This is a genomic window from Streptomyces sp. NPDC001406, assembly GCF_042895285.1.
In the GTDB taxonomy this organism is placed as follows: Bacteria; Actinomycetota; Actinomycetes; order Streptomycetales; family Streptomycetaceae; genus Streptomyces.
In genome coordinates, this window is record NZ_JBIAWG010000020.1 from 123,561 (window position 1) to 136,525 (window position 12,965).

Here is a 12,965-nt window from a genome sequence, read left to right on the forward strand (position 1 = left end):
CGCAAGCCTGCGCGGCCCTCGGCGGCCCGCGGCGACTCCGCCATGTCCGCTTGCCGTCCGCCGCGCGCAGCTCGTGGGATGTCCCGCAGGACACGCGTGGAGGGGACAGGCACACATGACGGAACTCGTCGACCGGCAGCCCGCGGCACGGTTCGAGAGGCACGAGCACGGGGGCGGGGGGCACAGCCCCGCCCCGCCACCGCCCAACCCGCGCCGTCGCCTGGCGCTGGTACTCCTGCTGGTCGGACCCTTCCTGTCGCTGTTCGACCAGTTCTGCGTCAATCTCGCGGCGCCGTCCATCAACCAGTCGTTCCGGCTGACGCCGTTCGAGTTCCAGGCCGTGGTGGGCGGATACGGGCTGGTCTACGGACTCGGGCTGATCACCGGCGGCCGGCTCGGCGACCTGTTCGGACGGCGGCGCATGTACCGGGCCGGCATCGCGGTGTTCGCGCTGACCACGCTGGCCTGTGCGCTCGCCTACTCGCCCGGCTCGCTCATCGCGGCCCGGCTCGCCCAGGGCGCGGCCGCCGCGGTCCTGCAGCCGCAGGTACTGGCCCTGATCCGGACCCAGTTCCCGCCCGCCGAACAGCCCAGGGCGCTGTCCTGGTTCGCGGTGTCGATGAGCCTCGGCATGGTGCTCGGCCAGATCCTCGGCGGCGCCCTGCCCGCCTGGGACGTGTTCGGTCTCGGCTGGCGCCCGGTCTTCCTGGTGGCCGTGCCGCTCTGCCTGGCGGTGTTCCTGCTGCTGCCTCTCACCCTGGACGCCGACCGGCCCGCCCTGGCCGGGAAGGGCGCCGACGCGACCGGCGCGGTGCTCAGCGCGGTGTCGGTGGCGCTGGTCCTGCTGCCGCTCGCCGCGGTCCGGCAGTGGCCGTTCCTGCCCACCGGGCTGGCGCTGTGCGCATCGGGCTGCGTCCTGGCGGCCGTGTTCGTACGCAACCAGCGCGCCAGGGTGCGCCGGGGACGGCCGGCGCTGCTGCCGGTGGACCTGTTCTCCGTACCCGTCTTCGTGCACGGGGTCCTGCTCAACTTCCTGCTCTACATGGCGAGCGTGCCCTTCGCCGTCGTCCTCGCCCTGTACCTGCAGGACGAGGCCGGGCTCAGCTCCGCCGAGGCCGGGCTGACGTTCACCCCCGCGGCCGTCGCCATCGCCGTCGGCTCACGGTTCGCCGTTCCGCTGCGGGCGCGGTTCGGCGAGCGCGTCCTCGTCCTCGCGGCCGCTTTGATCGCGCTCGGTCTCGCCGCGGCGCCGGCCGCCGCCGGCCTCACGTCCGACGGCGCCTCCATGGCCGTACTGCTCACCGGCATGGCCGTGTACGGGCTCGGCAACGGCATGATCGTGCCGCTGCTGACCGGCGCCGTGATGAGCAGGGTGCCGCCGAAGGACGCGGGAGCCGGGGCCGGCGTCCTGGCGACCACGCAGCAGCTCGCCGCGGCGCTCGGCATCGCCGTCGTCGGCATCGTCCTCTACCCGTCGTCGGCCGCACTGCCGTTGCGGTACACACCGGCGATGGTCGCCGAGGTCGCGATCGCCGCGCTCGCCGTGGTCCTCGCCGGCCGGCTGGTCACCGTACTGCGCCGGCACGGCGGGAGCTGAGCCGGGCCTCAGCCGATGTCGAGACCGGCCCTGAACCACGCCTCCGCGACCCGGATCCGGGCCTCCGTCCGGGCCCGGTCCGCGCCGGTGACGACGAACGCGGCGAGGAAGTCCCCGGAGTGCGTGGCGTCCTGGACGGTCTGTCCCACCTCGGCGTACGTCGTGTACTTCACGACACCCGGCGGCAGGGTCGCCGGGTCCGGCAGCGACCGCAGCACACCGGGCCGCTTCGTGAACAGCAGCTGACCGGCGAGGCGTTCGGGGTCCCGGCGCTCGCCGGCCGCCACGGGCAGGCCGAGCTGGCGGCGGACCGGGTACTCCATCGGGTCGAAGCCGAACAGCACCCGCTGCACGTCCCGCACCCCGGCACCGCCCGCCCGGGAGGCCGCCTCGCACAGCACCAGTTCGCCGTCGGTGGTGTGGAACACCTCGATGTGGAAGGCGAAGTGCTCCGGCCCGCCGAACGCCTCCAGCACCCGCTCGCCGAACGCGACCAGCCGGCGGGCCAGCGGGTCGGCGACGTCCAGGGCGATGTCCACCCGGCCCTTGCGGTCCCGGAAGTCGGCCAGGGCGTACTGGTACTGCGAGGGCCACAGCGTGGCGATCCGCCCGTCCAGGACCGTGCCGTCGATGTGGCACATGGAGCCCTCGACGAACGCCTCGGCCAGCCACTGCGGGGTGCCGTCCGCGTCGAACAGCTCCACCTCCCGCAGCCGGGCCCGCAGTTCCTCCCGGGTGCGCAGCACGGACACCCCGACGGACAACGCGCCCTTGCGGGGCTTGAGCACGACGGGGAAGCCGTGCCGGTCGGCGAAGGCGTCGAGGTCCCCGGCCGAACGCAGCAGCACATGGTCGGCGACGGGTATCCCGGCGCGCGTCGCGGCTTGCTTCATCTCCCACTTGTCGCGGTACACCCGCGCGGAGCCGGGCCGCTGGCCGGGCAGGCCGTAGCGCTCGCGCAGGACCGCCGCCCGCTCGATGTCGAACTCCTGGCAGGCGACGACGTCGGTGACGCCGAACTCCTCGACGAGTTCGGCGGCCCGCGCGAGGACGTGCGCTCCGGTGTCGTAGTCCGCCAGCACCTCGGCGTGCAGATACGGCGCCCCGGCGGGCAACTCCTCACCGAACAGGGCCAGTTGCTCGGCCGAGCCCAGCAGGACGAGCTTCTCGCCGTGGTCGGCCAGCCACCGCTCGTAAGGGTTGGCGCGCAGCGAACCGCGGTGCAGGACGAGCGTGGTCATGCGGAGGTCCCTTCGTTCCAGATGCTGACGTACCGCTCCCCGGTGTCGGGCAGCACGGTGACGATCGTGCGGCCGGCGTAGGCGGGGTCCCGGGCCAGCACCGTCGCCGCGTGCACGGCGGCACCGGAGGAGAGCCCGGCGAAGACGGCCTGCTCCCGGGTCAGCGCGCGGGCGGTGGTCAGGGCCGCCTCGTCGGAGCAGGTGAGCACCCGGTCGATGAGCGAGACGTCCGTGGTGGGGGAGACGAAGCCGCCGTTCAGACCGGGGATGCGATGGGTGCCGGCGTGGCCGAGGGAGAGGACGGGCGAGCCCTCCGGCTCCACGGCGACGATCTCCAGCGCGGGATTGTGTTCCCTCAGGCAGCGGCCGGCACCGGTGAGGGTGCCGCCGGTGCCGACGCCCGCGACCAGGACGTCCACCCGGCCGCCGGTGTCCGCCCAGATCTCCGGTCCGGTGCTCTCGTAGTGGGCCCGGACGTTGTCGGGGTTCTCGTGCTGGCGCACGTACCAGGATCCGGGGGTGGCGGCCTGGATCTCCGCGGCCTTGGCGATGGCGCCGGCGAACCCCTCGGCGCTGGGCGTCTGCACGATCTGTGCGCCGAGCGCCGTCAGCAGCCCGATCCGCTCGGGTGTGGCGCTGTCGGGCAGCACGACCACGCAGTGGTAGCCGCGCCGGGCGCACAGCGCGGCCAGGGCGATGCCGGTGTTGCCGGAGGTGGACTCCACCACGGTGCCGCCGGGCCCGAGGTCGCCGCGCAGCTCGGCGCCGCTGAGCATGGCGAGCGCGGCGCGGTCCTTGCTGCTGGCGAAGGGGTTGGCGGACTCCAGCTTGGCGAGGACCTCGACGCCGGGGGCGGCGCCGGGGACGGTGAGGCGGACCAGGGGGGTGCGTCCGATGAGTTCTTCGAGGTCGGCGGCGACGCGCCGGACGGCGGTCGCCGGGGGTAGGGCGGTGGTCATGGCCAACTCCTGCTTCGGGAAGGGCGTACGGGGCGAACGGGGCGTACGGTCACCAGGAACCCGCCGAGGCGAGCAGGCGCACGGCGTCGGGCTGTGGGCCGCTCACCTCGTGGGCGGCGGGCGCGGTGTCCGGCACCGGTCGCAGCCCGGGGCCGGGACGGACCACGGAGCGCGGGGCGTACACCCGCGCCCCGGGCGGCAGATCCTCGGTGACGGTGGCCATCGCGCCGATCAGAGCCCGGTCGCCGATGGTCACGGGACCCAGCACGGTCGCGTTCGCGCCGAGCACCACCCCGTCGCCGACGACCGGGTGCCGACGGGCGCCCGGCGGGCGGAGGTTGTCGGTCCACCACCCCACCGCGCCCAGTGTCACCTGCTGATAGATGGTCACATCGTCGCCGACGACGGCGGTCTGCCCGATCACCACGGACGCGCCGTGATCGATGAAGACACGGCGGCCCAGCACCGCACCGGGATGGATCTCGACACCCGTGCGGCGGCGGGCGGTCCGCGCAATGAGGCTCGCGGCCGTCCGCAGCCGCCGCCGGTACAACCGGTGCGCCACCCGGTGCGCCCACACGGCGGACAGCCCGGTGTGGCCGACGGCCGCCAGGCGGCTGGACAGGGACGGGTCGCGGGCTACGACGACGGCGAGATCCTCGCCCAGAGTGCGCAGCAGCGAGAGTTCCTCGGGCATGCGGCCGACTCCTTCCGGCGGACCCGCCGCTCAGGCGGCCCGGGCCGGCACGGGTGCCGCCGCGGGCTCGACGTGGATACGGATCTCCTCGCGCACCAGGCGCTCGCACAGCTCCACCGCACCGTCGGTGTCGGCGGCGGTGACGACGACGCTGCCGAGCCGGTCCCAGTTGTCGCCCAGCGGCCGTACGGTGTCGCCCGGGCGCACGGAGACCTGCGCGGCCAGCACGTCCGGCCGGGCCCGGACCCGCTCCACGCCGCTCACCGCGGTGACGGTGCCCGGCTCGCGCACCACGGCCCGCATGACGGCCGCGGCCTTCGGCTCCGGCGGCGCGGCGAGCGGCTCGGTGAGCCCGAGGGGCCAGGCGGCGCCGTAGGCGATCATGTCGATGCCGTAGGCCGCCTCGACCAGTTCGACGATGTGGTCGCCGCCGAGCCGGTTGTGGGACTCGATGACCACCGGACCGCGCGAGGACAGCCGGATCTCGGTGTGGCTGGGGCCGTCGGTGACACCCATGGCGGTCAGGAACTCCTCCACCGCGCCGGTCAGCCGCTGCCGGTCGGTGTCGGCCAGCCGGGCGGGCACCGCGTGCCCCAGCTCCGCGAAGTGTTCCTCGGCGGTCAGCTTCTCGGTGACGGCGACGACGACGTGCCGGCCGGCGAAGCTGAGCGCCTCGACGCTGAACTCGGGACCGTCGATGTAGGACTCCATCAGGAAGCCGTCGACGGTGAACATGGTCGAACCGCGGTCCGTGCGGCCGCCGTCCAGCTCCCGGACGCGTGCCCACACCCGCTCCAGGTCCTGCGGGCTCTCGGCCCGGAGCAGGCCGAACCCCGCCGTCGTGGAGACCGGTTTGACGATGAAGGGGTAGCCGGCCCGCTCGCCGAAGGCGTCGAGCGAGGCCCGGTCGGACACCCGGGCGGCGTGCGGCACCGGCAGGCCCCGCTCGGCGAGATGGCGGCGCATCAGCCACTTGTCGCGCATCCGGCGGCTCACCTCGTGCCGGCGGCCGTCGGTCAGCCCGAACTGGTCGCCGAGCCGGCTCGCCGGGTTCAGTCCCGGCTCGGTGAGCGAGACCACGGCGTCCACGCCGTGGACGGCATGCGCCGCCTCGGCGTACGGCCGCACGGTGTCCCAGTCGGTGTAGTCGACGACGAGCAGCACGTCGACGGCGCGCATCTGGTGCTCGGTGACCTTGTCGGGGTGCTGGATCAGGACGACCTTGACGCCGAGCGCCGTGAAACGGTCCACGTGGGCGTCGACGCCGCCGATCAGCAGCACGGTCTTGCGGGTGCTCATCGAAGGGCTCCCTTCGGGGTGGTCAGGGCGGCTTCGCGGACGTCGGCGCGCAGCAGCCCGCGGACCCGGGCGATACGGGCCCGGGCCTCGGCGGGCGACTCGGCGTCGACGACGACGTAGCCGTGGCGGGTGAACGAGTTGGTGGTGGGCGGCAGTTCGTCGCCCGGCTGGAAGGGGAAGTGCAGCGCCTGGACGAAGGGCAGCGCACGGATGGCGTCGAGCCCCGCGACGGACTCCAGCCGTCCGGCGGGCAGGAAGAAGAAGCCGACGGAGGCGGTGTGCCGCGGGGACGGCGGCTCGACGGGAGCCCCGGCCAGCGTGCGGAAGATCGCGGCCTCGATGTCGTAGTCGGACGCGGTCTCGATGAGCAGCGGTATGCGGTCACCGCCCAGCCGGGTCTGCGACTCCACGATGCGCGGGCCGTGCGCGGTCAGGACGACCTCGGTGTGCGCGGGCCCGAAGCGGTAGCCGGCCAGGTCGAGCAGTCCGATCACGACCGCGTGCAGGGCGGCCCGTTCGCCGGGGCCGAGCGGGGCCGGGTGGACGTGCGCGGTCTCGATGAAGAAGGGCGCGCCCGTGGTCTGCTTCGCGGTGATGCCGATGACATGGTGCTCGCCGTCGGCGGAAAGGGTCTCCACGCTGTACTCGGGGCCCTCGAGGTACTCCTCGACCAGGTAGGGGCCGGCGAGAGCGGCCTCGGTGACGCGGGCGGTCCACTCCTGGAGGTCGTCGGCGTCGCGGATCAGCGCGATGCCGCGACTGCCGGACGCGCGGGCCGGCTTGACGACGACGGGCAGCGGGAGCCCGGCCACGGCCGCGGCGACCTCCTCGGCGGTCTGCGCCGCCTGCGCGCGCACCGGCGACAGACCGTGGGCGGCGAGCAGCTCCCGCATCGCGGCCTTGTCGTTGAGGGCGCCGACCGCGGCGGCCGGGTTGGGGCAGACACCGAGCGCCTCGGCCTCCGCGAGGGCCGGTGGCATCGACTCCTCCGCGCCCAGGTGCAGCACGGTGCCGATGTCGTGGGTGCGGACCGTCTCGGCGATCAGGGCGCGCAGGCCGGCCTCGTCACCGAAGTCGGTCAGCAGCAACTCCTGTGCGTGCGTGGCGACTTCGTCGAGGTACTGCTGTTCGCGCAGGGAGGGGTCCCAGATCGCCCAGACCTCGAAGCCCGCCTCGGCGGCCTTGCGGACGAACTGGCTGTAGGGCATCACCATCAGCAGGCGCCGGGATGCGGCGGTGCGGTTCATCAGGGGCTCCGTTCGGATACGGGGAGGCCGGTGGGCGGGCGGGGCGGGGCTTCACCGAGCCGGATACGGCGGCGACTTCACGAAGAAGCACCGAACGTCCGGCGAGTGCTTCGGGGGCGGGGGCGGATCGGTATCGTTGCGGTCAGACGTCGGGACGGACTCGGTCGGGAGCGCCGTCCCTGTCAGGCACGGTCCTGCACGGTCAGGCGCGGCACGCGGCCCGGAACCCGGGTGCGGCCGCGGCCGGGTCAGTCGCCGATGCGGTGGAAACGGGTGACGGTACGTGCCGCCTGCACGGTGAGGACACGACCGAGCGCCTCGGGGTCGTGCAGGTCGCTCGTGTCCAGCAGGACCCGGGCGCGGGCCGTACCCAGGGCGCGCAGTTCGGCGAGCCCCGCGGTGAGCAGGGCGTAGCCGATGCCCAGTCCGCGGAAGGCGGGGGCGACCGCGAGTTCCAGGACGCGTCCCTCCTTGCCGTCGGCGGCCTGGGTCAGGACGTAGCCGGTCGGACGGCCGGTGACCTCCATCAGCAGTACCGCACCACCCGCCTCCCCCAACCGCCGCAGGCGGGCGTCGAAGAGAACCGGATCCTCGGTCTTGGGGCCCTTGCCGCGGCTGGTCAGATGGATCGTGTGCAGGGCGCCGAGATCGTCCGGGCCGGCCTGCCGGATGGTTCCCCCGTCGGGGAGCGCGGGCGGCAGCGGCGGCACCGTCAGGTCGATCGTGTACTGGCCGGCGGTGGCACCGGGGATGAACCCGGCCTCCTGCAGGATCGACGGAACCACCTCGTCGCCGCTCAGCACGCCGCTGACGGTGAGGGCATACCGGATGCCCTGCCGGGCGGCGAGTTCGTCGGCCCGGTCCAGGAGCCGGGCCAGCAGGGTGCGGGCCGCGCTCTCGGCGTGCCGGCCCGGCCGCACGGTCAGCGCGGCGTCCAGGGTGTCGCCGTGCGCGGTCAGCGCCGCCCAGGCGAACACCTGGCCGTGGGGGCCGGTCAGGCACCAGCTGTTGTCCTCGTAACCGGGATGGCCGGTCTCCAGGAGGATGTCCTCCCGGGTGTAGGTGGCCACTCCCGTGGCGTGCTCCTCGTAGGAGCGCACCAGGTCGACCAGGCTGTCAAGCGATACCTCGCTCGGCGGTCTGACGGTGAAGCGTTCCTGCTGGGTCATGGATCGTGTCCCCCTTCCTGGGAGAGTCGCATCCGGCGGTCGGGCCGGAGCGTTCGGGTCGCCGGCGCCCGGTCGGCGGCGCCGGCGTGGGCCGGGAGTGGACGAGGTCGGGCAGGGAAAGGGCGCCGGGCGCGGAGGTGTTCCGGAACCAGGCGACGGTGCGTGCGAGGCCGTCGGCGAGGGGAGTCCGGGGCGCCCAGCCCAGCTCCCGGCGGGCGGCCGAGATGTCCGGCCGGCGCAGCCGCGGGTCGTCCTGCGGTCGGGCGACGAAGGTCACCGGGCTCGACGACCCGCAGATCCCGCGGATCGCGAGCGCGAGCCGGCGCATGGTCACCTCCTCGGGGTTGCCGAGGTTGACCGGACCGGGAACGCCCGCCTCCAGGGCCCTCACGAGCCCCGTCACCAGGTCGTCCACGTAGCACAGGGAGCGGGTCTGGCTTCCGTCGCCGGTGACCGTCAGCGGCAGGCCGGCCAGCGACTGCGTGACGAAGGCGGGCACGGCCCGGCCGTCGTCGGCGCGCATCCGCGGACCGTAGGTGTTGAAGATCCGCACGATGGTGGTGCGCACACCGCGGGCGCGCCGGTAGGCCATGGTCAGCGCCTCGCCGAAGCGCTTGGCCTCGTCGTAGACGGAGCGCGGGCCGACCGGGTTGACGTTGCCCCAGTAGCTCTCGGGCTGCGGGTGCACCTGGGGATCGCCGTACACCTCGGAGGTGGACGTCAGCAGGAACGCGGCGCCGTCGCGGCGGGCCAGCTCCAGAGCGTTGCGGGTGCCGTACGAGCCCACCAGCAGCGTCTCCACCGGCAGCCGCAGATAGTCACGGGGTGAGGCGGGGGAGGCCAGGTGGTACACGGCGTCGACCCGGCCGGAGACCTCCAGGCCCGCTGTCACGTCCTGGTGCACGAAGCGGAAACCGGGGTGGTCGAGCAGGTGCGCGATGTTCCCGGCGCTGCCGGTGGACAGGTCGTCCACGCAGACGACCTCGTCGCCGCGGGACAGAAGCCGCTCGCACAGGTGCGATCCGACGAACCCCGCGCCCCCGGTGACCACTGCTCGCACGGTTCTCCCCCTCCTGATGACTGTCTCGGTCTGCTGCCGCGGTGCCCTGCCGGCGCCGCTCACGGCCCGCCCGTGCGGGCCGTGGCCGGGGCCGCGGACAGCACGGCCACCGGCAGGGCGGACAGCTCCGGCAGCCGGCCGGGATCGGCCAGCACCTGCAGGCCGTCGTCGCCCCGCACCTCGAACCCGGCGTTCAGGAACAGCTCCCGCGCAGGGGTGTTGCGGTCCGTGACGACGATCCTGCCGACGAGCCCTGCCAGCAGCGCGCGCCGCCCGCCGACGCCGTCCTCGAGGGCGGCGACCAGGAACGGCACGGCGACGTCGAGGCCGATGACCCGGCAGCTCAGCGCGAACGCCGTCACCACCCCGCCCCGCACCAGGCAGGCACCGGTCAGGCCGTAGTCACCGAACCGGTCGGAGACATAGGCGACGTGCAGCCGCGTTTCCGGTTCGGCGAGGACACGCCGCAGTTCCTCCGGGCCGGTGCGCCAGGCCGTCGTCGTGAACTGGTTGGTCCGGTTGAACAGTTCGGCCGCCCGCGCCAGATGCTCCGGGCCCGCCTCCGCCACCCGCACCCGGACGTCCAGGGAACGCAGGAACGCGTCCCGGTCCAGGTCGGCCCGCAGCTCCTCGCGGCGCAGCATCGCCCGGGTGGTGTCGGTGCGCCGCGCCGCCTCCGCGGTGCGCCGGCCCGCCTCCAGAGCGGGGCTGGACAGCAGCAGCTCGCGGAAGCCGTGCACGGGCCCCTCGGCGATGTGCAGGCCGGGCAGCGCGGCGGCCGTCTCGGCCCGCTCGACGGGGTTGTCGTCCAGGAACAGGACCTGGTCGGGGGTGAATCCCAGCCGAGCGCAGAGGTCGGCGATGTTCTCCGGCTTGGGCCGCCAGTTGATGCGGTGCAGGACGAAGTCGTCGGGACCGAGCAGCGGCCGCCCGCCCGCCTCCTCCCACACGCCCAGGGTGGCGTGCGCGTCGCCCTTGCTGCACGTGGCGAGGAGTACGCCGCGGCTCTTGAGCACGGACAGGGCCTGGTGCAGGCCGAGGTGCAGCCAGCGGCTGGTGGCGTCGCCGTCGACCCAGTCGAAGCCGTCGTCGGCGGCGATGCCCGGCCACAGCGTGCCGTCCAGATCGGTCACGACCAGTTTGATCCGGCCGGTGCCGCGGTGGGCGCGCAGACAGGCCAGGTACTCGCCGGCCAGGGCACGGCCGAGCGCGGGCAGCTGGTGCGGGCGCTCGTCGCCGGGATCGACCGAGCCGCCGTGGTGGCCGAAGGGGAACACGAGGTCGTCGAAGAGCGCGGCGGCGCCGTACCGGGCGACCAGCCGTTCCTCGTCGACCACCATCAGATCGGGGTGGCTGCGCACGCACCGGTCGATGTGCTGGTTCAGCTCGGCGACCAGGCGCCGCAGACCGTACTCCTCGGCGAAGTCGTACCGGCCGAACGGGGACAGCGCCGGCGGGGCGATGTTGTGGACCAGACCCAGGGAGCCCTCCAGCGCCTGCGCCAGGGCCCCGACGGCCAGGGTCAGCGCGTTCTTCATCAGCGCCAGCCGGTGCGCCCGCTCCTCGTCGTCGCAGGTGTGCGCGCCGTCGAACAGGCCCGTCAGGAACGGCTGGACACCGGGCTGGTAGACCGTGACATCGGGGCGCAACCGCCGCACCGCACGCGCGAGACCCGCGGAGGGCCCCGGCCACAGGTGTTCGGTGCGCACGTCGAGGCCGAGTTCGCGGCCCAGGGCGTGCAGCGGCTCCTCGGTGAACTGTGTGACGCAGCCGCCGATCAGCAGCACCCGCACCGCCTCCCCGGCGCCCGAGGCGGCCGCGGCGGTGTCGGACAGGTGCTGGGGCAGTCCGTAACGGGTGGCCGGCCACGACCCGGCAGGGTCCACTGCCGGGTCATGGCCGGAGTTCTCGGGCCGGTTGGCGAACGAGGCCCGCAGCGCGGCCTCCTCGTCGCAGTCCTCCGGCACGATCAGGTGCCGCTCCATGAGCGCCCGCAGGACGCCCGGGGCGGCCGCACGGTCCGGCGCCAGCTCCGCGAACGCCTCCGGCCCGAACGCCACGCCCGACAGGGCACGCACGCACCGCTCCCACGCCGCGTCCAGCACGATCCGCTGCTGGCGCGGTCCATGGGCGAGCAGAATTCCTGAATCAACAACAACCGTGGAGAGGAAAGAGCTGAAACGCAATTCATGGGCGGCGGACACAGCGTTTCTCCTTCCTCTTCACAGAATGTTTTCGAGGCCTATGTGCAAACGGCGGAATTCGGCACCATGGGCCGTGCGCCGGTGCAGTTGTGAATGTTAGTGGCCGCTCAGCCGCGTTCGTTCTCCGAGAATGCTCAGTGGGTTCGCGGCCTTTGAAAGAGAGCACGAACCGAGATGCGCGACGGCGTCCGGGCGGGAGACGCTTCCTGATCGAGCCCGAAGGTCACGGGCGAGTGCAAGGGGGTACGCGCATGCACAGCAGCGTCATCGAGGCGGGGCGCGACACGTCGTCGACCGCGGCCGTGGCGGACACGGTCGTTCCCGGATTTGTCGACACACTCCTGCGACACCGGGACGAATTGCACGACGTCCTCACCCGCGTGGCCACCGCCCAGGCCGCGAGCGACGAACTCTTCCGCTCGCTGCGTGCTCTGTCCGGGGCGCCGTGGGAAGTGCTGCGCAATGCGCCGCGACGGCTCGGCCGGCTCGCGACCTTCCTGCCGTCGAACAACCTGCTCTACTCCTACGTCCTGTTCGGCGTCATCCCCTCGCTGTACACCGACGAGGTCCGCATCCGGCCCTCGGCACGGGTCGCGCCGGCGGCCATGGCCGTCCACGAGATCCTCGGCCCGCACCTGCGCGGCCCGGGCGGCGGACGGATCGTCATGGAGCCGGTCTCGCAACGGCGGTTCCTCGCCGACTGCGCCCGCTCCGACGCCGTCGTCTTCACCGGGCAGCCGGACAACGGCCGCGCGGTCGCCGCCGAACTGCCCGGCGACGCGCTGCTGCTCACCTTCGGCTCCGGGCCCAACCCGCTGGTCGTCGGACCCGAGGCGGACCCCGACGCGGTCTGCCGCACCGTGCTCGCCGCCCGGCTGTACAACTCGGGCCAGGACTGCCTGTGCACCGACATCGTCTTCGTCCACCGCTCGCTCGTCCGCGAGGTCGTGCCCCGGCTCGCCGGGGCGCTCGCCTCGATCCGCGTGGGCGAGCGCGCCGATCCCGCCACCCGGGTGGCGCCGCTGGTCTATCCGGATGCGGTGCAGGAGGCGGCGGCGTTCCTGTCCGCGTACCGCGAGTTCACCGTCCACGGCGGCCGGGTGGACCTCGCCCGCCACGTCGTCGAGCCGACCCTGCTCCACCTGCCCTGGCAGGACGCCTTCCACCCGCCCGAGTTCTTCTCCCCGGTCGTGCTCACCATGGCGTACGACGACCCCCGGCAGATCACCCGCTGGCTGCACTCCGCCGAGGAACGGGCGCGCGGCATGTACGTCTCCGTCTTCGGCGAGCCCGCCCTCACGGGCGGCACCCGCATCGCGACCAGCGTGGTCTGCGAGGAGCGCATCACCTTCGACGTGGAGGACGGCAACCGTCCCTTCGGCGGCTACGGCCCCCTGGCCGGCAGCGTGCACCGCCACGGCACGGCCACCGGGCGCCCGCTGCTGCTGTCCGCCGAGGCCGCCACCGGGACCCGGCCGTGAGGTCGGCCCCG

10 protein-coding genes are annotated in these 12,965 nt (G+C 73.6%); 2 read left to right on the plus strand and 8 right to left on the minus strand.

What is annotated here, in order from left to right:
• Nucleotides 1-115 precede the first annotated feature (115 nt).
• Nucleotides 116-1,597 (plus strand): MFS transporter, encoded by a 1,482-nt coding sequence (locus ACFY1J_RS38225; RefSeq protein WP_390708508.1) that lies wholly within the window; start codon nucleotides 116-118, stop codon nucleotides 1,595-1,597.
• Nucleotides 1,598-1,605: 8 nt separating this feature from the next.
• Here ACFY1J_RS38225 and ACFY1J_RS38230 read toward each other — a convergent pair whose 3' ends face one another.
• The 8 genes from ACFY1J_RS38230 to ACFY1J_RS38265 all read right to left on the minus strand — a co-directional run bounded on the left by ACFY1J_RS38230 (nucleotide 1,606) and on the right by ACFY1J_RS38265 (nucleotide 11,473).
• Nucleotides 1,606-2,838: an ATP-grasp domain-containing protein gene (locus ACFY1J_RS38230; RefSeq protein WP_390708509.1), complete on the minus strand. Its 1,233-nt coding sequence runs from the start codon at nucleotides 2,836-2,838 to the stop codon at nucleotides 1,606-1,608.
• Nucleotides 2,835-3,797, minus strand: a complete 963-nt coding sequence (locus tag ACFY1J_RS38235) for a PLP-dependent cysteine synthase family protein (RefSeq protein WP_390732844.1) — start codon at nucleotides 3,795-3,797, stop codon at nucleotides 2,835-2,837. The genes ACFY1J_RS38230 and ACFY1J_RS38235 overlap by 4 nt, the downstream gene beginning before the upstream one ends.
• 49 nt (nucleotides 3,798-3,846) lie before the next feature.
• Entirely contained in the window at nucleotides 3,847-4,494 is a 648-nt protein-coding gene (gene epsC, locus ACFY1J_RS38240; protein WP_390732845.1) for a serine O-acetyltransferase EpsC, read from the minus strand.
• Between the two features lie 30 nt (nucleotides 4,495-4,524).
• The gene (locus ACFY1J_RS38245) at nucleotides 4,525-5,793 is read right to left on the minus strand and encodes an ATP-grasp domain-containing protein (RefSeq protein ID WP_390708512.1); all 1,269 of its coding nucleotides are present in this window, start codon (nucleotides 5,791-5,793) and stop codon (nucleotides 4,525-4,527) included.
• Nucleotides 5,790-7,040: an ATP-grasp domain-containing protein gene (locus tag ACFY1J_RS38250; RefSeq protein ID WP_390708513.1), complete on the minus strand. Its 1,251-nt coding sequence runs from the start codon at nucleotides 7,038-7,040 to the stop codon at nucleotides 5,790-5,792. The genes ACFY1J_RS38245 and ACFY1J_RS38250 overlap by 4 nt, the downstream gene beginning before the upstream one ends.
• A 248-nt stretch (nucleotides 7,041-7,288) precedes the next feature.
• Entirely contained in the window at nucleotides 7,289-8,209 is a 921-nt protein-coding gene (locus tag ACFY1J_RS38255; protein WP_390708514.1) for a GNAT family N-acetyltransferase, read from the minus strand.
• Complete coding sequence (locus ACFY1J_RS38260) at nucleotides 8,157-9,260, minus strand: UDP-glucuronic acid decarboxylase family protein (protein ID WP_390732862.1); 1,104 nt, start codon at nucleotides 9,258-9,260, stop codon at nucleotides 8,157-8,159. The genes ACFY1J_RS38255 and ACFY1J_RS38260 overlap by 53 nt, the downstream gene beginning before the upstream one ends.
• A gap of 68 nt (nucleotides 9,261-9,328) precedes the next feature.
• Nucleotides 9,329-11,473, minus strand: coding sequence for an HAD-IIIC family phosphatase (locus tag ACFY1J_RS38265; RefSeq protein ID WP_390732846.1), 2,145 nt, complete (start codon nucleotides 11,471-11,473; stop codon nucleotides 9,329-9,331).
• A gap of 251 nt (nucleotides 11,474-11,724) precedes the next feature.
• Here ACFY1J_RS38265 and ACFY1J_RS38270 point away from each other — a divergent pair, with 251 nt between their 5' ends.
• The gene (locus ACFY1J_RS38270) at nucleotides 11,725-12,954 is read left to right on the plus strand and encodes an aldehyde dehydrogenase family protein (protein ID WP_390708516.1); all 1,230 of its coding nucleotides are present in this window, start codon (nucleotides 11,725-11,727) and stop codon (nucleotides 12,952-12,954) included.
• Nucleotides 12,955-12,965: the final 11 nt, after the last annotated feature.

Bases quoted from the DNA above. Each gene is read 5' to 3' on its own strand.
- ACFY1J_RS38270 (WP_390708516.1), top strand. From the start codon at position 11,725: ATGCACAGCAGCGTCATCGAGGCGGGGCGCGACACGTCGTCGACCGCG.
- epsC (WP_390732845.1), bottom strand. From the start codon at position 4,494: ATGCCCGAGGAACTCTCGCTGCTGCGCACTCTGGGCGAGGATCTCGCC.
- ACFY1J_RS38255 (WP_390708514.1), bottom strand. From the start codon at position 8,209: ATGACCCAGCAGGAACGCTTCACCGTCAGACCGCCGAGCGAGGTATCG.
- ACFY1J_RS38245 (WP_390708512.1), bottom strand. From the start codon at position 5,793: ATGAGCACCCGCAAGACCGTGCTGCTGATCGGCGGCGTCGACGCCCAC.
- ACFY1J_RS38225 (WP_390708508.1), top strand. From the start codon at position 116: ATGACGGAACTCGTCGACCGGCAGCCCGCGGCACGGTTCGAGAGGCAC.
- ACFY1J_RS38235 (WP_390732844.1), bottom strand. From the start codon at position 3,797: ATGACCACCGCCCTACCCCCGGCGACCGCCGTCCGGCGCGTCGCCGCC.
- ACFY1J_RS38230 (WP_390708509.1), bottom strand. From the start codon at position 2,838: ATGACCACGCTCGTCCTGCACCGCGGTTCGCTGCGCGCCAACCCTTAC.
- ACFY1J_RS38250 (WP_390708513.1), bottom strand. From the start codon at position 7,040: ATGAACCGCACCGCCGCATCCCGGCGCCTGCTGATGGTGATGCCCTAC.